The organism is Streptomyces sp. NPDC053079 (genome assembly GCF_044546695.1).
Taxonomy (GTDB): domain Bacteria; phylum Actinomycetota; class Actinomycetes; order Streptomycetales; family Streptomycetaceae; genus Streptomyces.
Map to the genome: position 1 here is coordinate 564,535 of NZ_JBITZJ010000004.1, position 23,440 is coordinate 587,974.

Consider the following 23,440-nt stretch of genomic DNA (forward strand, 5'->3'; position numbering starts at 1 on the left):
ATGTCCAATGAAGCCAAGCTCCGTGACTATCTCAAGCGGGCCACGACAGATCTGCGTCAGGCCCGGCAGCGACTGCGCGAGGTCGAGGAAAAGGCCCAGGAACCGATCGCGATCATCGGCATGGCCTGCCGGTACCCGGGCGGCGTGAACTCGCCCGAGGACCTGTGGCGCTTGGTGTCCGAGGGCACCGACGCGATCTCCGGGTTCCCCACCGAGCGCGGCTGGGACCTGGAGGCCCTCTACGACCCGGACCCGGAGTCCTCGGTTCCGGGGACCTGTTATGCGACGGGCGGCGGGTTCCTGCACGAGGCGGGGCGCTTCGACGCGGCGTTCTTCGGCATCAGCCCGGTCGAGGCCGCGGCGATGGACCCCCAGCAGCGCCTGCTGCTGGAGAACGCCTGGGAGGCCATCGAGCGGGCGGGCATCGACCCGACCACGCTGCGCGGCAGCGACACGGGCGTGTTCGCCGGTGTGATGGTGCAGGAGTACGTCTCCCGGCTGGCGAACACGCCGGGGGAGATCGAGGGCTACGTGGGCACCGGCAATACGGCCAGTGTCGCCTCGGGCCGTATCGCCTACACCTTCGGGCTGGAGGGGCCGGCGATCACCGTCGACACCGCCTGCTCCTCCTCGCTGGTGGCCACCCACCTCGCCGTCCAGGCCCTGCGCCGCGGCGAGTGCGGCATGGCCCTGGCCGGCGGTGCCACGGTCATGGCGACGCCGACGACGCTCGTCGAACTGGGCCGGCAGCGGGGGCTGTCGGCCGACGGGCGGTGCCGTGCCTTCTCCGGCACCGCCAACGGCACCGGCTTCGCAGAGGGCAGCGCCATGCTGCTGCTGGAACCCCTCTCCCAGGCCCGCGCCAACAACCACCCCGTCCTCGCCGTCATCCGCGGCACCGCCGTCAACCAGGACGGCGCCAGCAACGGACTCACCGCACCCCACGGACCGTCGCAGGAACGCGTCATCCGCGCCGCCCTGACCGACGCCAACCTCGCACCGGCCGACGTCGACGCCATCGAGGCCCACGGCACCGGCACCACCCTCGGCGACCCCATCGAAGCCCACGCACTCCTCAACACCTACGGCCAGCACCGCACCACCGGCGCACCCGCCTACCTCGGCTCCATCAAGTCCAACATCGGCCACACCCAGGCCGCCGCGGGCGCCGCCGGCATCATCAAGATGGTCATGGCGCTTCACCACGCGAAGCTGCCCAGGACCCTGCACGTCGACGAGCCCACGCCCAAGGTCGACTGGGAAGCCGGAGCCGTCCGTCTCCTCGACCAGGAGCAGGCCTGGCCCGGCGGCGACCACCCGCGCCGTGCGGCCGTCTCCTCCTTCGGCATCAGCGGCACCAACGCCCACCTGATCCTCGAGGAGCCCGTAGCGGCTACGGAGGGCACCCAGGCGCCCGTACCCGCGCCTCGCGAAGGCGCCACGCCCTGGCTCCTCACCGCCAAGACCCCCCAGGCCCTGCAGGAGCAGGCAGCACGCCTCCAGCACCACCTCCAGGCCAACCCCCACCACTCCCCCGCGGACATCGGCCACTCCCTCGCCACCACCCGCACCCACTTCGCCCACCGCGCCGTCATCACCGGCAGCCACACCGCCGCACTCGAGGCGCTCCAGCACGACGCGCCCCACTCCGACCTCGTGCGCACGGCCGGCGAGCCGGCGGCGGGCCTCGGCAGGACGGTGTTCGTCTTTCCCGGGCAGGGCTCGCAGTGGGCGGACATGGCACGGGAGTTGCTGGAAACCTCTCCGGTGTTCGCCGAGCGCCTCGAGGCGTGCGCGGAGGCACTCGCCCCGCACGTCGACTGGTCGCTGCTGGAGGTGCTGAAGGGCGTCGAGGGCGCCCCCTCCCTGGACCGTGTCGACGTCGTCCAGCCGGTGCTGTGGGCCGTGATGATCGGGCTCGCCGCGCAGTGGCAGGCCGCGGGCGTACGGCCCGACGCGGTCGTCGGCCACTCCCAGGGTGAGATCGCCGCGGCCTGCGTCGCCGGGGCGCTGTCCCTCGAGGACTCGGCGAAGATCGTGGCGCTGCGCAGCCAGGCCCTCGCGAGCCTCGCGGGCACGGGTGCCATGGGTTCGGTCGGCGCACCCGTGGAGCAGGTCCGCGCGCGCCTGGCCGGCCATGAGGGGCGCATCGAGATCGCGGCGGTCAACGGCCCGTCCTCCACCGTGGTCTCGGGCGACCCGGAGGCGGTGGACGCGCTGCTGGCCCGCTGCCAGGAGGAGGACATCGCGGCACGGCGGATCGCCGTGGACTACGCCTCGCACTCCGTGAGCGTGGAGCCGCTGCGCGAGCGGCTCGCGGACGCCCTGGCCGGCATCACGCCGGCCGCCTGCGACATCGCGTTCTACTCCAGCGTGACCGGTTCTCCGATCGACACGAGGGAACTCGACGCCGCGTACTGGTACCGCAACCTGCGCCGTCCGGTGGAGTTCGAGCGGGCGATCCGCGCGGCCGCAGCCGACGGGTACGGCGTCTTCGTCGAGTCCAGCCCGCACCCGGTGCTGACCATGGGCGTCGAGGAGGCCCTCGCCGACGCGGACTCCCCCACCGTCGTGGTGGGTTCGCTGCGCCGCGACCACGCCGCGGCCCGGCAGTTCCTGGCCAACGCCGCGCGCCTGTACGTCCAGGGTGTGCCGGTGGACTTCTCCCCGTGGCTGCCGGCCGGGGTCCGCGTCGACCTGCCCACCTACGCCTTCCAGCACGAGACCTTCTGGCTGCGGGACGCCGCCGGCGCGGCGCACGGCGACGCGGCCGGGTTCGGTCTCGGCGCCGGCGGCCATCCGCTGCTGGGCGCGGCGGTGACCCGCCCCGACGGGCGGGGCCGGGTGCTGACCGGCCGGATCTCCCTGCGCACCCACCCCTGGCTGGCCGACCACACCCTCGCCGGGGCGGCGCTGCTGCCCGCGTCGGCGCTCGTCGACCTGGCGGTCGCCGCGGGCGACCGCGTCGGGTGCGACCAGGTGGAGGAGCTCGCGTTCGAGACTCCGCTCGCGCTCCCCGCGCGCTCGGCCGTGGACCTGCGGGTGACCCTGGACCCCGACGGCCGGGGCCGCTGGTCGATGACGGTCCACTCCCGGCCCGCCGACGGCGCGGACGCCACTGGTGACGAGGCGGGCTGGACCCGGCACGCCACCGGTGTCCTCGCCGTGGGCAGCGCGGACGGCGACACCGCCGAGCTGGCCGTCTGGCCCCCGCACGGTGCCACCGCCGTGGCCACGGACACGCTCTACGACGACCTGGCCGCGGCCGGCTACGCCTACGGGCCCGCCTTCCGGGCCCTCACGGCGGCCTGGCGGCACGGCGACGACGTCTACGCCGAGGTGCGCCTCACCGACGACGCCGACGCCACCGGCTACGGCGTGCACCCCGCGCTCCTGGACGCCGCCCTGCACCTGCCGGCGTCCCACGCCCTGCCCGCCGTGCGCATGCCGGCCGCGGTCACGGGCGTGGAGCTGTACGCGACCGGGGCCCGTGCCGCCCGTGTGCGGATCCGTCCCGTGGGGCGGGACGGCGTCGAGGTGCTGCTCGCCGACGCCATGGGCCTGCCCGTGCTGCGCATCGCTTCGCTGACCCTGCGTCCGGTGCCCTCGCAGCGTCCGGTCCCGGAGCCCTCCGGGGCCGGGGACTCCTTGTTCCGGCTGGAGTGGCCCGCCCTCGGCGGTTCGCCCGACTCGTCCGGTGACGGCTCCGGTTGGGCCGTGCTCGGCTCCGAGGACCTCGGGCAGGCCGGTGCGGCCGCCCACCCGGGCCTGGCCTCGCTGGTGCGGGCCGTCGAGGAAGGCGCCGCCGTCCCCGCGGCCGTCCTCGTGCCCGTACCGCACATCGTCGGCGGCGGTCTGCCGCACGAGGGTGCCGGTGCCGTGACCGGTGCCCACACCGTCACTGCGGGCGTGCTCGCGCTCGTACAGGAGTGGCTCGCCCAGGACCGGCTGGCCGGCTCCCGCCTCGTCCTGATCACCCGTGGCGCGGTCGCCACCGCCCCGGACGAGGACGTCACCGACCTCGCCGGCGCGGCGGTGTGGGGTCTGCTGCGCTCCGCGCAGGCCGAGCACCCCGGCCGCTTCACCCTGCTCGACCTCGGCGCCGGCCCCGCCGACGCCGCCGCCGTGCACGGCGCCGTCGCCACCGCCCTGACGCACGACGAGCCCCAACTGGCCCTGCGCGAGGGCCGCACCGTGGTCCCGCGCATGGCCCGGGTCGCCCCGGACGCCCTGACCGGGGGCACCGCCCCCGCCGCCGCGGGCACCGTGCTGATCACCGGCGGTACGGGCACCCTCGGTTCCCTTCTCGCACGCCACCTGGTCGCGCGGCACGGGGTGCGGCACCTGCTGCTCACCAGCCGCCGCGGCCCGGACGCCGCCGGCGCGGACGCGCTGCGCGACGAACTCACCGCACTCGGCGCGCAGGTCACCATCGCCGCGTGCGACACCTCCGACCGCGACGCACTCGCCGCGCTGCTGGCCACCGTGCCCGCCGCGCACCCGCTGACCGCCGTCGTCCACACCGCCGGCGTCACCGACGACGCGGCGTTCGAGGCGCTGACCGCCGGCCGTCTGGGCGCCGTGCTGCGCCCGAAGGTCGACGCCGCCTGGCACCTGCACGAGCTGACCCGCGACATGGACCTGTCGGCGTTCGTGCTCTTCTCGTCCTTCGCCGGCACCGTCGGCAGCCCCGGCCAGGCCAACTACGCGGCCGCCAACACCTTCCTGGACGCCCTCGCCCAGCACCGCCGCGCCCAGGGCCTGCCCGCCACGTCCCTGGCCTGGGGCCTGTGGGAGCAGGCCAGCGGCATCACCGCCGCCCTGGACGACGCGGAGCTGGCGCGCATCGCGGCGTCCGGCGTCGCCGCGCTGCCCAGCGCGCGGGCACTGGCCCTGTTCGACCTGTCGCTGCGGGGACGGCTGCCGGTCCTGGCGCCCGTCGGCATCGACACCGACGCGCTGCGCGCCTCCGCCCAGCCGCTGCCCCCGGTCCTGCGCGGCCTGGTGCGCCGCCCCCGCCGCACCGCCGCCGGCTCCGCCGGCACGGCCGCGGCCGACGGGCAGGCCGGGACCGGCGACGCCCACCGCGGCCGCGAACTGCTCGACCTCGTCCGTACGGAGCTCACCCGGCACCCCGCCGTCGCCCACGCCGTCGTGGTCGCCCGGGCGGAAGGGCAGGCCGCGGCCTACGTCCTGCCCGCCGAAAGCGGCGTCACCGGCGCCCGGCTGCTCGGCGAACTGGCCGGCCACCTGCCCGCGTCGCTGCTGCCCGCGGAGATCCTGACGGTCGACGAGATCCGCTCGCTCTCCTCGCGCGAGGAGCTGCTGTGCGGGCTCATCGCCGAGGTGCTGGGCCTGGCGCACGTCGGTGTCCACGACGGGTTCTTCGACCTGGGCGGGCACTCGCTGCTCGCCACCCGTCTCATCAGCCGCGTCCGCACCGTCCTGGGCGCCGAACTGTCCATCCAGGCGCTGTTCGAGGCGCCGAGCGCGGCCGCGCTGGCCGCCCGCCTCGACGACGACGGCGGCCGGCGGCGGGCAGCGCTCGTCCCGGCGGCGCGGCCCGAGGTGCTGCCCCTGTCCTTCGCCCAGCAGCGGCTGTGGTTCCTGCACAAGCTGGAGGGCCCCTCGGCGACGTACAACGTGCCGCTGGCCCTGTGGATGCGCGGCGACCTCGACCGGGACGCCCTCGAAGCGGCCCTAAGCGACCTGCTCGTACGGCACGAGTCGCTGCGCACGGTCTTCCCCGAGCACGACGGCCTGCCCCACCAGAAGATCCTGGACGCCGGCCGGGCCCGCATGGAGCTGCACACCCGGCAGGTCGCCCCGCAGGACCTGGCGCAGGCGCTGACGGACGCCTCCCGGTACGAGTTCGACCTGTCGGCCGAGGTGCCGATCCGGGCCTGGCTGCTGGGCACCGGCCCCGAGGAGCACGTCCTCGTAGTGGTGCTCCACCACATCGCCGGTGACGGCTGGTCGATCGTGCCCCTGGCCCGCGACCTGGCCACCGCCTACACCGCCCGCGGCGCCGGGCAGGCGCCCGACTGGCGGCCGCTGCCGGTGCAGTACGCGGACTACACGCTGTGGCAGCGCGAGCTGCTCGGCGACGCATCCGACCCCGACAGCCTGTTCGCCCGGCACGTCGCGTACTGGCGCGAGCAGCTGGCGGACCTGCCCGAGGTGGTGACCGCGCCCGCCGACCGGCCCCGCCCGGCCGTCGCCTCCTACACCGGCGAGGTCACCCGCTTCACCCTGGACCCCGATCTGCACCGGGCCCTGAGCGAGGTGGCCCGTGAGAACGACGCCACCGTGTTCATGGTGCTGCACGCCGCCATGGCGGCGCTGCTCACCCGTCTCGGCGCCGGCACCGACATTCCGCTGGGCAGCGGCGTGGCCGGGCGCATGGACGAGGCCCTCGACGACCTCGTGGGCTTCTTCGTCAACATGCTGGTGCTGCGCACCGACACCTCCGGCGACCCCACCTTCACCGAGCTCATCGCCCGCGTGCGGGAGACCAGCCTCGCCGCCTACGCCCACCAGGACGTGCCGTTCGAGCACCTGGTGGAGGAGCTCAACCCGCAGCGCTCCACCGCCCACCACCCGCTGTTCCAGGTGGCGCTGACCCTGCAGAACAACGAGCGGGCGCGGTTCGACATGCCGGGCCTCGACGTGCGCCCCGAGCTCGCGGGCACCGGCACCTCGCGCTTCGACCTGTTCTTCAGCCTCACCGAGAACCACGGCGAGGACGGCAAGCCCGCGGGCGTCGACGCGTACGTGGAGTACGCCACCGACCTCTTCGACGCCGCCACCGTCGACACGCTCATCTCCCGCTGGACCCGGCTGATGCGGACGGTGGTGGCCGAGCCCGGCCTGGCCATCGGACAGGCCGACGTGGTCACCGCCCAGGAGCGCGAGGAGATCACCGGGGCGTGGCACGACCTCGCCGCGCTCCCGGCCGCCGAGACCCTGGCGGAGACCTTCCAGGCGCACGCTGCCCGCACCCCGCAGGCCGTCGCGGTCGTCGCGGACGGCGAAGCCGTCACCTACGAGGAGCTCAACGCGCGGGCCAACCGGATCGCGCACTGGCTCATCGCCCGGGGCATCGGCCCCGAGCGGCGCGTTGCCCTCATGTTCGAGCGCTCGTCCGAGCTGATCGCCGCGATGCTCGGCGTCCTCAAGGCGGGCGGGGCCTACCTGCCGATCGACCCGGACTACCCGGGCGACCGCGTCACCCACATGGTCGCCGACGCCGCCCCGGCCCTGGTCCTGACCACCGGCGCGCTGGCCGGGCTGCTGCCCGCCACCGTGTCCGCCGAGGCCGTCGCCGTCGACGCGCCCTCCGTCGCCCAGGCGCTGCGGGCCTGCCCGGACACCGACCCGGCCGACGCCGACCGGATCGCCGCGCTGCGCCCGTCCCACCCCGCCTACGTCATCTACACCTCCGGCTCCACGGGCACGCCCAAGGGCGTGGTCGTCGCGCACCAGGGCATCGCGAGCCTGGCCTCGACGCTGCGCCGCGCGTGCGTCGTCGACGGCGACTCCCGGGTGCTGCAGCTGTCCTCGCCGAGCTTCGACGCGGCCGTGCTGGAGATGGTCATGGCCTTCTCCTCGGGTGCCGCGCTGGTCGTCGGCGCGCGGGACCGGCTCATCGGCGAGGAGCTGGCACAGGTCCTCGCCGACCGGCGGATCACGCACGCGCTCATCCCGCCGTCGGTACTCGCCACGCTGCCCGCCGGCTCCGCCGAGCGGCTCACCGACTTCGCGACGCTGATCGTCGGCGCCGAGGCGTGCGCGCCCGACCTCGTCGAGCAGTGGTCGGCCGGTCGCCGGATGGTCAACGCCTACGGCCCCACCGAGTCCACCGTCTGCGCCGCCATCAGCGGCCCGCTGTCCGGCCGTCAGGCGCCGATCGGCCACCCGGTCGACGACGCGCGCGCCTACGTCCTGGACGAGCGGCTGCGGCTGGTGCCCCCGGGCGTCGCGGGAGAGCTCTACCTCGCGGGCGCCGGCCTGGCCCGCGGCTACCTCGGCCGGCCCGGCCTGAGCGCCGAGCGCTTCGTCGCCGACCCCTACGGCCCCGCGGGCACCCGGATGTACCGCACCGGCGACATCGCCCGCTGGGGTACCGACGGCCTGCTGCAGTACGTCGGCCGCGCCGACCAGCAGGTCAAGATCCGTGGTTTCCGCATCGAGCCCGGCGAGATCGAGGCCGCGCTGCGCGCCCAGCAGGGCGTGGCCCAGGCCGTGGTGGTCGTCCGTGAGGACACCCCCGGCGACCAGCGGCTCGTGGCCTACGTCGTGCCCGACGGCGAGGACGCCGGCGACGCCGCGGAGGCCGCCCCGGACGGCGCCGCGGACGCCGCCGGTGACGTCATCGCCGAGCAGGTGAGCGAGTGGCGTGAGATCTACGACTCCGTGTACACCGGCAAGGACGCCGAACGCGCGGGTCTGGGCGAGGACTTCCTCGGCTGGAACAGCTCCTACAGCGGCGAGCCCATCCCGCTCGAGGAGATGCGTGACTGGCGGGACGCCGCCGTCGCCCGGATCATGGAGTCGGCTCCGCGCCGGATCCTCGAGATCGGCGTCGGCTCCGGCCTGCTGCTGGGCCCGCTGGCCCCGCAGGTGGAGTCCTACTGGGCCACCGACTTCTCCGCGCCGACGATCCAGCGCCTGACCGAGCAGGTCGAGGCGGCCGGCTGGAGCGAGAAGGTCAAGCCGCGCTGCCAGTCCGCCGACGTGACCGACGGGCTGCCCACCGGCTTCTTCGACACCGTGGTGCTGAACTCGATCATCCAGTACTTCCCCGACGCCGACTACTTCGCCCGGGTCCTCGACGGTGCGCTGGGCCTGCTGGTTCCCGGCGGCCGCATCATCGTGGGCGACGTGCGCAGCCGCGGTTCGCTGCGGGCGTTCCACACCGCCATCCACGCGGGCCGCGCCGAGGAGGGCGGCGAGCTGAACGACGCCGCGCGGATGCGCGCCGCCGTCGAGCACGCCATGGTCGTGGAGAAGGAACTGGTCATCGAGCCGGACTTCTTCACCACGTGGGCCGCGGGCCACGCCGACCTCGGCGGGGTCGACATCCGCCTCAAGCGGGGCGCGTACCACAACGAGCTGACCCGCCACCGCTACGAAGTCGTCCTGCACAAGGCGCCGTCGGCCGCGGACTGCGTGCCCCTCGCCGACGCCCCCGCCCTGGTGTGGGGCCGTGACCTCGACGGTCTGGAGGCGCTGCCCGGGCTGCTGGCCGGCCACGCCGGTCCGGTGCGGGTGACGGACATCGTCAACAGCCGGCTGGCCGCCGAGGTCGCCGCCTCGCGGGCCCTGTCCGAGGGCGCCTCGCCGGAGCGGATCCGGCGGATCCTGGAGCCGGTGGACGGCGGCCACGCGGGGCTGGACCCCGAGGCCCTGCACGAGTGGGGCGCCCGCCACGGCTACCGGGTCCTCGCGACCTGGTCGCCGCGCGCGGTGGACGCCTTCGACGCGGTGTTCCTGCCCGGGGGCACGGAGGGCGCCGGGGACGGCGGCACGGTCTACACCGGCGTGTACCGCCCGGCGGCCGGCACCGCCTCGCTGCGGGCGCTGACCAACAACCCGCTGGGGTCGCGGACGACCGGACAGCTGCTGGCCGGGCTGCGGGACGGGCTGCGCGAGCGGCTGCCGGAGTACATGGTGCCGTCCGCCGTCGTGGCGATCGACGCGGTGCCGCTGACGCCCAGCGGCAAGCTCGACCGGCGGGCCCTGCCCGCCCCCGACTACACCCCCACCGACGGCCGCGCCCCGCGCACCCCGCGCGAGGAGGCGCTGTGCGCCCTGTTCGCCGAGGTGCTGGGCCTCGCGCAGGTGGGCGTGGACGACGGGTTCTTCGACCTGGGCGGGCACTCCCTGCTCGCCACCCGGCTCATCAGCCGCATCCGCACCGTGCTCGGCGTGGAGCTGCCGCTGCGGGTGCTGTTCGAGGCCCCCACGGCCGCAGGCCTGGCCGAGCACCTCGACGGCGGTACGGGCCCGGGCGGCCCGGCGCGGGCGGAGCTGGTGCCCGCGGTGCGCCCGGACGTGCTGCCCCTGTCCTACGCGCAGCAGCGCCTGTGGTTCCTCCACAAGCTGGAGGGCCCCTCGGCCACCTACAACATGCCGCTGACCCTGACGCTGACCGGCGACCTCGACCGCGAGGCGCTCCAGGCCGCGCTGGACGACGTCGTGGCACGCCACGAGTCGCTGCGCACGATCCTCGCGGAGGGCGAGGACGGGCCGCGTCAGCTGATCCTGGACACGAGCCGGGCGCGGATGGAGCTGCACGCCGCCGACGTCACACGGGAGGAGCTCGCACCGGCCCTGCGGGAGGCCGCGCGCCACGCGTTCGACCTGAGCACCGACATCCCCGTCCGCGCCTGGCTGTTCAGTACCGGTCCGGAGGACCACACGCTGCTGATCCTGCTGCACCACATCGCGGGTGACGGCTGGTCCATGGCGCCGCTCGCCGCCGACCTGGTCGCGGCCTACACGGCGCGCTGCCAGGGCGAGGAGTCCGGCCGGCAGCCACTGCCGGTGCAGTACGCCGACTACACGCTGTGGCAGCGCGAGCTGCTCGGCGACGCCACCGACCCCGAGAGCCTGCTCAGCAGCCAGGTCGCCTACTGGCGCGAGCAGTTGGCCGGTCTCCCGGAGCAGGTCACCCTGCCCACCGACCGGCCGCGCCCCGCGCACGCCAGCTACACCGGCGACGTGGTGTGCTTCGCGCTCGACGCGGCGCTGCACCAGCGGCTCGTCGACCTGGCCCGGGCCCATGACGCCACGGTGTTCATGGTCCTCCAGGCTGCTCTGGCGACCCTGCTGACGCGGCTGGGTGCCGGCACGGACATTCCGCTCGGCTCGCCGATCGCCGGCCGCACCGACCAGGCCCTCGACGATCTCGTCGGCGTCTTCGTCAACACCCTCGTCCTGCGCACGGACACCTCCGGCGACCCGACGTTCAGCGAGCTCATCGCCCGGGTGCGGGAGACGAGCCTGGCCGCGTACGCCCACCAGGACGTACCGTTCGAGCACCTCGTCGAGGAACTCAACCCGCAGCGCTCCACCTCCCACCACCCGCTGTTCCAGGTGATGCTGGCCTGGCAGAACAACGCGGAGGCGGACTTCTCGCTGCCCGGTCTGCAGGTACGGACCGAGCCCACCGCCACCGGCGTCTCGCGCGTCGACCTGACCCTCAGCCTCGCCGAGAAGCAGGACGCGCAGGGCCGGCCCGCCGGCATCGACGCCTTCGCCGAGTACGCCACGGACCTCTTCGACGCCGGGACCGTCACCACCCTGACCACCCGGCTGACCGGCCTCCTCGACACGCTCGCCGCCCACCCCGACCGGCCCGTCACCGACGCCGACGTCCTCACCGCCGGGGAGCACGACCGGATCCGGGCCGACTGGGACGCCGCGCGGCGGCCCGTCCCGGCGAGGACCCTCGTCGAGGCGTTCGAGGAGCGGGTCGGGCTGGACCCGCACGCCGTCGCCGTCGTCGCGGGCGCGGCCTCGCTCACGTACGCGCAGCTCGACGCGCGGGCGAACCGGCTCGCCCGGGACCTGGTCGACCGGGGCGTCGGCACGGAGCAGGTCGTGGCGATCGCCATGCCGCGTTCCGTCGGCTTCGTCGTCGCCGTCCTGGCCGTGGTGAAGGCGGGCGGCACGTACGTCTCGCTGGATGAGCGGTACCCCGAGAGCCAGGTCCGCCTGATGTGGGCCGACAACGACGTCTCGCTGCTGCTGACCGACTCGCCGTCGCGCGTGCCGCAGTTCGTGCCCGGGGAGCAGGTGCTGCTGCTGGGCGACGACGCCGGGGACGCCGACGTCCCCGCCGCCGCGGCCCGCGACTTCGCGACTCCCGCCTCGCCCGATCAGCTGGCGTGTGTCGTCTACACGTCCGGCTCGACCGGCAAGCCGAAGGGCATCGCGCTCACGCACGCCGCCATCGCGGCGCTGAGCGACGACCCCGACGTGGGCCGGCACGCCGGGCGCGTCCTGCTCCACTCGCCGACCGCCTGGGACGCCCTGCCCTTCGAACTGTGGGTCCCGCTGCTGCTCGGCGGCCAGGTCGTGATCGCGCCGGACGTACGGCTCGACGCCGCGGGCCTGCGCGACGTCATCGTCGAGCACCGCATCACCTCGATGTGGATCACCGCCGGTCTGTTCAAGGTGATGGCCGAGGAGTGCCCGGAGGCCTTCCGCCACATGGGCCAGGTCTTCACCGGCGGTGAAGTGGTGCCGCCCGCCGCGGTCCGGCGGGTGATGGACGCCTGCCCGGACGTCGTGGTCGTCAACGGCTACGGCCCCGGCGAGACCACCACCTTCGCCTCGCTGCACGTCATGGAGCCGGGCCGCGCCCTCGAGCCGGCGCTGCCCATCGGCCGCCCGGTCGCGAACAAGCGCGTCTACGTCCTGGACGACCGGCTGCGGCTGGTGCCGCCCGGGGTCGCGGGTGAGCTGTACGTCTCCGGCGCCGGCATGGCGCGCGGCTACATCCACCAGCCCGCGCTCAGCGCCCAGCGCTTCGTCGCCGACCCGTACGGTCCGGCGGGGGCGCGGATGTACCGCACCGGCGACCTGGCGCGCTGGAACCGCGACGGCCGGCTGGAGTTCGTCGGCCGGGCCGACCACCAGGTCAAGGTCCGGGGCTTCCGGATCGAGCCCGGCGAGGTCGAGTCCGCGCTGCGCGAGCTGCCCGGGGTGACCCAGGCCGCCGTGCTCGTCCACGAGGTCCAGGAGGGCGACCGCCGTCTGGTGGCCTACGTCGTCACGGCGGACGGCGCGGAACTGCCGCCGTCCGCGGCACGGGACGCGCTGCGGCAGCGGCTGCCGGAGTACATGGTGCCGTCGGCGGTCGTGACCCTTTCCGCGCTGCCCCTGACGCTCAACGGCAAGCTGGACCGCAAGGCCCTGCCCGCGCCCGACTTCTCCGGCCTCGTCACCGGGCGCGCCCCGCGCACCCCGCGCGAGGAGGCGCTGTGCGCCCTGTTCGCCGAGGTGCTCGGCCTGGACCGGGTCGGCGCGGACGACGGATTCTTCGACCTGGGCGGGCACTCGCTGCTCGCCACGCGCCTGGTCAGCCGCATCCGTACCGTGCTCGGCGTCGAGGTGCCACTGCGGGACCTGTTCGAGTCCCCCACGGTCGCCGGCCTGGCCGAGCGGCTCGACGGGGCCGGCGGGCCGCGGCGCGCGGAGCTGGTGCCCGCGGTGCGCCCGGACGTGCTGCCCCTGTCGTACGCCCAGCAGCGCCTGTGGTTCCTCCACACGCTGGAAGGGCCGTCGGCCACCTACAACATGCCGCTGGCGCTGCGCCTGACCGGCGACCTCGACCGCGCCGCCCTGCAGGCCGCGCTCGGCGACGTCGTCGCACGCCACGAGTCGCTGCGCACGGTCTTCGGCCACACCGGCGGCGAGCCCCGGCAGACGGTCCTCGCCGCCGCGGACGCCCGCCTCGGCTGGGAGGTCGAGGAGGTCGACGAGCGTGAGCTCGACGAGCGGATGTCGCGGGCCGCGCGCCACGCGTTCGACCTGAGCACCGACATCCCCGTCCGCGCCTGGCTGTTCGGCACCGGTCCGACGGACCACGTGCTGCTGATCCTGCTGCACCACATCGCGGGTGACGGCTGGTCGGTCGCGCCGCTGGCCGAGGACCTGGTCGCCGCGTACACGGCGCGCTGCCAGGGCGGGGAGCCCGGCTGGGAGCCCCTTCCGGTGCAGTACGCGGACTACACGCTGTGGCAGCGCGAGCTGCTCGGCGACGCCACCGACCCCGACAGCCTGCTCAGCGGCCAGGTCGCCTACTGGCGCGAGCAGCTGGCGGACCTCCCGGAGCAGGTGACCCTGCCCACGGACCGGCCGCGCCCCGCGCACGCCAGCTACACCGGCGACGTCCTGCACTTCGAGCTGGACGCCGAACTGCACCGGGCCCTGAACGACCTGGCCCGCGCGCACGACGCCACGGTGTTCATGGTTCTCCAGGCGGCTCTGGCGACCCTGTTCACGCGTCTGGGCGCCGGTACGGACATTCCGCTCGGCTCGCCGATCGCCGGCCGTACCGACCAGGCGCTCGACGACCTCGTCGGCGTCTTCGTCAACACCCTCGTCCTGCGCACGGACACCTCGGGCGACCCGACGTTCACCGAGCTCATCGCCCGGGTGCGGGAGACCAGCCTCGCGGCGTACGCCCACCAGGACGTACCGTTCGAGCACCTCGTGGAAGAGCTCAACCCGCAGCGCTCCACGGCGCACCACCCGCTGTTCCAGGTCATGCTCTCCTGGCAGAACAACGCCCAGGCCGACTTCGCGCTGCCCGGCCTCACGGCCCGGCCCGTGCACTCGGCGACCGGCGTCTCCCGCCTCGACCTGACCCTCAGCCTCGCCGAGAGCCGCGACGACGAGGGCGGGCCCGCCGGGATCACGGCGATGGCCGAGTACGCGACGGACCTCTTCGACGCCGCGACCGTCCGCACGCTCGTCGAGCGCTGGACCCGTCTCCTGCACACCCTCGCGGCTCACCCCGACGAGCCCGTCGGCACGGCCGGCATCCTCACCTCCGACGAGTACGACCAGGTCGTCACCGAGTGGAACGCCACCGCTCAGGACGTGCCGGCCACGACGCTGCCGGAGCTGTTCGCCGCCCAGGCCGCCCGTACGCCGCAGGCCACCGCGCTCGTCTTCGGGGACGCCGAGCTGACCTACGCGCAGCTCGACGCCCGCGCGAACCGGCTGGCGCACCTGCTGGTCGAGCGCGGGGTCCGCCCCGGCGGCACCGTCGGCGTGGCGCTGCCCCGCTCGGTCGAGCTGGTCGTCGCCCTGCTCGCCGTGCACAAGGCCGGTGCGGCCTATCTGCCGCTGGATCTGGACTACCCGGCCGAGCGCCTCGCCTTCATGCGCGCCGACGCCCGTCCGGCCTTCGTCCTCGACGATCCCGCTCTCGTCGCCGAGGTGACGCGGGGGGCGGACGGCGCGGACGGCGGTCCGGCCGTGACGTTCTCCCCGGAGCTCCCGGCGTACGTGATCTACACCTCGGGTTCCACCGGCACCCCCAAGGGCGTCATCGTCCCGCAGCGGGGCATCGTCAACCGCCTCCTGTGGATGCAGCACGCCTACGGCCTCGGGGCCGACGACCGGGTGCTGCAGAAGACGCCGTCGAGCTTCGACGTGTCCGTGTGGGAGTTCTTCTGGCCGCTGATCACCGGCGCGACGCTGGTGGTGGCCGCCCCCGAGGGGCACAAGGACCCCGCCTACCTGGCGGGCCTGATCCAGGAGCGGGGCGTCACGACGGCCCACTTCGTGCCGTCCATGCTGGACGTCTTCCTCGCCGAGCCCGCCGCCGCGCGCTGCACCGGTCTGCGCCGGGTGATGTGCAGCGGTGAGGCGCTGCCGGCCGAGCTGGCGGACCGCTTCCACGCGACCGTCGACGCCGAGCTGCACAACCTCTACGGCCCCACCGAGGCCTCGGTGGACGTCACCTTCTGGCAGACCGCCCCGGCCACGGACGCGGGCGGCGGAGTGGTGCCGATCGGCCGGCCGGTGTGGAACACGCGGACGTACGTGCTCGACGCGGCGCTGCGGCCGGTCCCGCCGGGCGTGGCGGGCGAGCTGTACCTGGCCGGCACGCAGCTGGCCCACGGCTACCTGGGCCGCCCCGGACTGACGGCCGAGCGGTTCACGGCCGATCCCTTCGGCGCGCCGGGCGAGCGCATGTACCGCACCGGCGACCTCGCCCGCTGGACGCGGGCCGGGGTGCTGGAGTTCCTCGGCCGGCTGGACGACCAGGTCAAGATCCGTGGCTTCCGCATCGAGCTCGGCGAGATCGAGGCGGCGCTCACCCGGCACCCGTCGGTCGCCCGCGCGGTCGTCGTGGCACGGCAGAACCGGCTGGTCGCCTACGTGGTGCCCGCCGCCGGCGACGGGGAGCGGGACGGGCTCGACACGGACGGGATCCGTGCGGCCCTGCACGCCTCGCTGCCCGAGTACATGGTCCCCGCGGCCTTCGTCACGCTGACCGGGCTGCCGCTCACCGCGAACGGCAAGCTCGACCGCAAGGCCCTGCCCGAACCCGACTTCACGCGTGCGGTGTCCGGCCGGGCACCGCGTACGGACCGGGAGCGGGCGCTGTGCGCGGCGTTCGCCGAGGTGCTGGGCCTGGACGAGGTCGGCGCCGACGACGACTTCTTCGCGCTGGGCGGCCATTCGCTGATGGTGATGCGCCTGGTCAGCCGGGTCCGCGACGGCCTGGGCGCCGAGGTCTCCGTCCGTACCGTGTTCGAGGCCCCGACGCCGGCCCGGCTGGCGGAGCGGCTCGCCGACGGCGGGCCGGTGCGGCCGGCCCTGACGGCGGGCGGACGTCCCGAGGTGCTGCCGCTGTCGTTCGCGCAGCAGCGCCTGTGGTTCCTGCACGAGCTGGAGGGCCCCTCGGCGACGTACAACATGCCGATGGCCCTGCGCCTGACCGGCGACCTCGACCGCCAGGCCCTGGAAGCCGCATTCGGCGACGTCGTGGCACGCCACGAGTCGCTGCGCACGGTCTTCACCAAGACCGACGGTGCGGCCCGGCAGACGGTCCTCGCCGCCGGGGACGCGCGCGTCGACTGGGAACTGCTGCACACCACCGAGGAGGAGCTCCCCGCGGCCCTCGAGGCCGCCGCACGTGACACCTTCGACCTCGCGGTCGATCTGCCCGTCCGGGCCCGGCTGTTCGCCACCGGACCGGCCGAGCACGTGCTGCTGATCCTGCTGCACCACATCGCGGGTGACGGCTGGTCCCTGGCGCCGCTGGCCCGTGACCTGGTCGCGGCCTACACCGCGCGCTGCCGGGACGAGGAGCCCGGCTGGCAGCCGCTGCCGGTGCAGTACGCGGACTACACGCTGTGGCAGCGCGAGCTGCTCGGCGAGGCCACCGACCCGGACAGCGTCCTCAGCGGCCAGGTCGCGTACTGGCGCGAGCAGTTGGCCGGTCTCCCGGAGCAGGTGACCCTGCCCACCGACCGGCCGCGCCCTGCACAGTCCAGCTACACCGGTGACATCGCGCAGTTCGCGATCGACGCCGAGCTGCACAGGGGTCTCACGGATCTCGCGCGGGCCCATGACGCCACGGTGTTCATGGTGCTGCAGGCGGCTCTGGCGGCCTTGATGACGCGCCTGGGCGCGGGCACGGACATTCCGCTGGGCTCGCCCATCGCGGGCCGCACGGACCAGGCGCTCGACGATCTGATCGGCGACTTCGTCAATACCCTGGTGCTGCGCACGGACACGTCGGGCGACCCGACGTTCGCCGAGCTCATCGCCCGGGTACGGGAGACGAGCCTGGCCGCGTACGCCCACCAGGACGTACCGTTCGAGCACCTCGTGGAGGAGCTCAACCCGCAGCGCTCCACCGCCCATCACCCGCTGTTCCAGGTGATGCTGGCGTGGCAGAACAACGAGCAGGCGGACTTCGCCCTACCGGGTCTGACGGTCCGGCCCGAGGCCGCCACCACCGGGGTCTCGCGCCTCGACCTGACGCTCAGCCTCGTCGAGCGTCACGACGGCGAGGGCCGGCCGGACGGCATCGACGCCTTCGCCGAGTACTCCACCGATCTCTTCGACCTCGACACCGTCACCGGCCTCACCGCACGCTGGACGGCCCTTCTGCACGCCTTCGTCGCTCAGCCCGAGCGGCCTGTCGGTGAGGCCGACATCCTCACCGCCGAGGAGCACGAGCGCTTCCTCGCGGAAGCGGCCGGGGCGAAGACGTCCGGCGACCTTCCTGCAGGCGCGCCGACCCTGATCGAGTCGTTCCTGGCTCAGGTGGCCGGTACGCCGGACGCGGTCGCGCTGGAGGGCGGCGGCGTGGAGCTGTCGTACGCGGAGCTCGACGCGCGGGCCAACCGGATGGCGCACTGGCTGACCGGCCAGGGCACCGGACCCGACCGGACCGTCGCCGTCCTCCTCGAACGCACCCCGGACCTGATCGTCACCCTCCTGGGCATCCTCAAGGCCGGCGCGGCCTACCTGCCGCTCGACCCCGGATATCCGGCGGCGTACGTGAGCCGTCTGCTCACCGACGCCGCGCCGGACCTGGTCGTCACCGCCGGTCCGCTCGCGGACCTGGCGGGCGGCGCGGCCGCCGACGTCGTCCTCCTCGACCACCCGGAGACGGCCGCCGCCCTCGCCGCGCAGCCGGACACCGAGCCGGGGCAGTCGCTCCGGCCGGAGCTGCCGGCCTGTGTGCTGCCCATCTCGGGTTCCGAGCGCGTGGTGGTCCCGCACGAGGGCATCGCGGATCTGGCCGCGTCGCTGCGGCGCGAGGGCGTCGCGAACGCTGACGCCCGTGTGCTGGCGCTGGCTTCGCCGGCGTCGGGGACGGCCGTGCTCGAGCTCGTCACGGCCCTCGCCCCGGGTGCCACCCTGGTGTTCGCCGGCCGGGAGCGTCCCGCCGGCGAGGAGCTGGCCCGGGAGCTGGCCGACCGCCGGATCACCCACGCGCTCGTCGCGCCCCCGGTGCTGGCGGCGCTGCCCGGCGGCTCCGCCGAGCGGCTGACGGACCTCACCACGCTGATCGTCGGCGCCGAGCCGTACCCGACCGGCCTGATCGAGCAGTGGTCGGCCGGGCGCCGGGTGGTGGAGACGTTCGGCGCCGCCGGACTCCCGCTCGTCGCGCCCCGGTCGTACGTCCTGGACGAGCGGCTGCGCTTCGTGCCGGCGGGCGTGCCCGGTGAGCTCTACGTCGCCGGCCCCGCCCCGACGGCCGGCGCCGCCGCCGTCGCCGACCCCCACGGTCCGGCGGGGACGCGGATGTTCCGCACCGGGGACGTGGCGCGGCGGGACGGCGCCGGCCGGGTGCGGCTGGTCGGCCGTACCGACGGCCGGGTCACCGTCCACGGCGTCCTCGTCGACCCCGCCGAGGTCGAGGCCGCGCTGCGCGGCCGGCCCGGCGTGGCGCAGGCGGCGGTGACGGTCCGCGAGGAGACGCCCGGCGACCGGCGACTGGTCGCCTACGTGGTGCCGGTCGTCGCGACCGAGTTCTCCGCGGCCCGCGTCCGCGAGGACCTCAGGTACCAGCTGCCCGCGCCCATGGTGCCGTCGGCGGTCGTGGCGGTGCCCGTGCTGCCGCTCACGCCCGACGGCGCCCTGGACCGGGCGGCCCTGCCGGAGCCGGACTACGCCCCCGTCGTGGACCGCGGTCCGCGCACCCCGCGCGAAGAGCTGCTGTGCGGCCTGTTCGCCGAGGTCCTGGAGCTGGACCGGGTCGGCGTGGACGACGGCTTCTTCGGCCTGGGCGGGCACTCGCTGCTCGCCACGCGCCTGGTCGGCCGCATCCGCAGGGCGCTCGGCGTCGAGCTGCCGCTGCGGGCCCTGTTCGAAACCCCGACCGTGGCCGGTCTGGCCGAGCGGCTCGACAAGGCCAGCGGGCCGCGGCGGGCGGAGCTGGTGCCCGCGGTGCGTCCCGAGGTGCTGCCGCTGTCGTTCGCGCAGCAGCGCCTGTGGTTCCTGCACGAGCTGGAGGGCCCCTCGGCGACGTACAACATGCCGATGGCCCTGCGCCTGACCGGCGACCTCGACCGCCAGGCCCTGGAGGCCGCACTCGGCGACGTCGTGGCACGCCACGAGTCGCTGCGGACCCTGTTCACCCAGGTGGACGGCGAGCCCCGGCAGACGGTCCTCGCCGCCGCGGACACCCGCCTCGGCTGGGAGGTCCAGGACGTCGACGAGCGTGAGCTCGACGAGCGGATGGCCCAGGCCGCGCGCCACGCGTTCGACCTGAGCACCGACATCCCCGTGCGTGCCTGGCTGTTCGGCACCGGACCGGCGGAGCACGTGCTGCTGATCCTGCTGCACCACATCGCCGGTGACGGCTGGTCCCTGGCGCCGCTGGCGCGTGACCTCGCGGATGCCTACGCCGCGCGGAGCCGTGGCGAGGAGCCCGGCTGGCAGCCGCTGCCGGTGCAGTACGCGGACTACACGCTGTGGCAGCGCGAGCTGCTCGGCGACGCCTCCGACCCGGACAGCGTCCTCAGCGGCCAGGTCGCGTACTGGCGCGAGCAGTTGGCCGGTCTCCCGGAGCAGGTGACCCTGCCCACCGACCGGCCGCGTCCCGCGCACGCCAGCTACACGGGCGACGTCCTGCACTTCGAGCTGGACGCCGGGTTGCACCGGGCCCTGAACGACCTGGCCCGTGCCCACGACGCCACGGTCTTCATGGTGCTGCAGGCCTCCTTGGCCACCCTGCTCACGCGGCTCGGCGCGGGCACGGACATTCCGCTCGGCTCGCCGATCGCCGGCCGCACGGACCAGGCGCTCGACGATCTGATCGGCGACTTCGTCAACACGCTGGTGCTGCGCACGGACACGTCGGGCGACCCGACGTTCGCCGAGCTCATCGCCCGCGTGCGGGAGACGAGCCTGGCGGCGTACGCCCACCAGGACGTGCCGTTCGAGCACCTCGTGGAAGAGCTCAACCCGCAGCGCTCGACGGCCCATCACCCGCTGTTCCAGATCATGCTGGCCTGGCAGAACAACGCCCGGGCGGACTTCGCCCTGCCGGGTCTGACGGCCCGGCCCGAGCCCGCCGCCACCGGCGTCTCCCGTGTCGACCTGACCCTCAGCCTCGCCGAGAAGCAGGACGCGCACGGCCGTGCCGCCGGCATCGACGGGTACGCGGAGTACGCCACTGACCTCTTCGACCCCGCCACCGTCTCTGCCCTCACCACCCGCTGGACGGCCCTTCTCCACGCCCTCGTCGCCCACCCGGACCGCCCCATCGCCCGGGCCGAGGTCCTCACCGACCGCGAACGGGCGCTGGTCCACACCGAGTGGAACGACACCGTCCGGGAGGTCCCGGACGCGACGGTCGCGGAGCTGTTCGCCGCGCAGGCCGCCCGTACGCCGGGGGTCACCGCGCTCGTCGTCGACGGCGTGGAGCTGACGTACGCGGAGCTCGACGCGCGGGCCAACCGGATGGCGCACTGGCTGACCGGCCGCGGCGCCGGACCGGACCGCACCGTCGCCGTACTCCTCGAACGCACTCCGGACCTGATCGTCACCCTCCTCGGCGTCCTCAAGACCGGCGCGGCCTACCTGCCCGTCGACCCCGAGTACCCGGCGGACCGGGTGGCCCACGTGGTCACGGACGCGGCTCCGGCCCTGGTCGTCACCACCGGTGCGCTCGCGGGGCTGCTGCCCGAGCCGGAGGCGGCCTGCGTCGTCGCCCTCGACGGCCCGGAGACGGCCGCGGCTCTCGCCGCGCAGCCGGACACCGACCCCGGGCGGCGGCCGCGGCCGTCCCACCCGGCCTACGTGATCTACACCTCGGGCTCCACCGGCACTCCCAAGGGCGTCGTCGTGCCGCACGGCGCGCTGGTGAACTTCCTCGCGGACATGGCCGTGCGCTTCCCGCTGGACGCCGGTGACCGCTGGGTCGGGGTGACGACCGTCGGGTTCGACATCTCCGCGCTGGAGATCTATCTGCCGCTGATCAGCGGTGCGGCGCTGGTGCTGGCCGACCGCGACACGGTGCGGACCCCGCAGGCGCTGGCCGACCTCGTCGTCGGCAGCAAGGCGTCCATCGCGCAGGCCACGCCGACCCTGTGGCGTGCCCTCGCCGAGGAGCGGCCCGACGCGCTCGACGGGCTGCGGGTCCTCGTCGGCGGCGAGGCCCTGCCGTCCGACCTCGCGCGGACGCTGACCGCGCACGCGGCGGAGGTGACGAACCTCTACGGGCCGACAGAGACCACCATCTGGTCCACCGCCGCCCCCGTACGGGCCGGCGCCGCCCCCGTCATCGGCGCGCCGATCGCCAACACCCGCACGTACGTGCTGGACGAGCGGCTGGGCCTGGTGCCGCCGGGCGTGCCCGGAGAGCTGTACATCGCCGGATCCGGTCTGGCTCTCGGCTACCTGGGCCGGCCCGGGCTGAGCGCCGAGCGCTTCGTGGCCGACCCCTACGGTCCGGCCGGCGAGCGGATGTACCGCACCGGCGACCTGGTCAGCTGGGACCGGGACGGCAGCCTGAGGTACATCGGCCGGGCGGACCAGCAGGTCAAGGTCCGCGGGTTCCGCATCGAGCCCGGCGAGATCGAGGCCGCGCTGTGCGAGCAGCCCGGCGTGTCGCAGGCCGTCGTGGTGGTCCGCGAGGACACGCCGGGAGACCGGCGGCTGGTGGCCTACGTCGTGCCGGGTGACGGCACGATGCCCGGTGCGCCGGAGTCGCGTGACCTGCTGCGCCGGCGCCTGCCGGAGTACATGGTGCCGTCGGCGGTCCTGACCGTCCCCGCGCTGCCGCTCACGCCCAACGGCAAGCTGGACCGGCGGGCGCTGCCAGCACCGGACTACGCCTCCACCGGCGGGCGCGCGCCGCGCACCCCGCGCGAGGAGGTGCTCGGCGCCCTGTTCCGCGAGGTGCTGGGCGTCGACCGGGTCGGCGTCGACGAGGGCTTCTTCGACCTGGGCGGGCACTCGCTGCTCGGCGCCCGGCTGATCAGCCGCATCCGTGCGGTGCTGGGGGTCGAACTGCCGCTGCGGGCCCTGTTCGAGACGCCGACGGTGGCCGGACTGGCACGCCGGATCGACGGCGGCGAGAGCGGGAGCGACGCGTTCGACGTGGTCCTGCCGCTGCGTCCGCAGGGCCGGCACGCGCCGCTGTTCTGCATCCACCCCGGCGGCGGCCTGAGCTGGTCGTACGCCGGTCTGCTCCCGCACCTGGACCCGGACTTCCCGGTCTACGGCATCCAGGCGCGCGGGCTGTCCGAGCCGGACCATCTGCCGCGGTCCGTCGAGGAGGTGGCCGAGGACTACATCGGCGAGATCACCCGGATCCGGCCGGAGGGGCCCTACTACCTGCTGGGCTGGTCCTTCGGCGGCGTCGTGGCCCACGCCATGGCCGCGAAGCTGCGCGAGCGCGGCCGGGAGGTGCCGCTGGTCGTCATCCTGGACGCCCAGCCCGCCCGGCCCAGGACGGAGGAGGAGCTGGCGGAGGAGGCGACGCTGGACGCGTCCATGGTCTACCTGACGCTGCTCAAGGCGCTCGGCGTGGACACGGACGCCCTGCCGGGCCAGGTGGCGGGCGAGCCGGTCACGTACGAGCGGTTCGTCGCGATCGCCCGGGAGCGGAACTCGGTCTTCGCGGACTTCGAGGAGGAGCAGATCACCGCGATCCTCAACGTGATGATCAATGACATCCGCATCAGCCCCGAGTACCGGCACGGGCGGGTGACGGCCGACGCCCTGGTCTTCGCCGCCACGGACAAGCCGAAGGACGTGCTCACGCCGGGCGTGTGGGACCCGTACTTCGACGGGGCGGTCGACTTCCACGAGGTCGACTGCGAGCACGCCGCGATGGCGACGCCCGAATCACTGCGGGTCATCGGGCCGGTCCTGGCGGAGAAGCTGAGCAAGCTCGTGCGCTAGGGAGGTAGCGGGAAAGGGGCGGGGCCCGGTCGTGAAG

General features: G+C 74.7%; 1 protein-coding gene. It reads left to right on the forward strand.

Annotation, left to right across the window (positions count from 1 at the left end; all coding sequences use genetic code 11):
* Positions 1 to 23,403: a non-ribosomal peptide synthase/polyketide synthase gene (locus tag ACIGXW_RS18290; protein ID WP_399573922.1), complete on the forward strand. Its 23,403-nt coding sequence runs from the start codon at positions 1 to 3 to the stop codon at positions 23,401 to 23,403.
* The last annotated feature ends 37 nt before the right edge of the window (positions 23,404 to 23,440 follow it).

Coding starts and splice junctions, on each gene's coding strand:
- ACIGXW_RS18290 (WP_399573922.1), top strand. CDS start 1: ATGTCCAATGAAGCCAAGCTCCGTGACTATCTCAAGCGGGCCACGACA.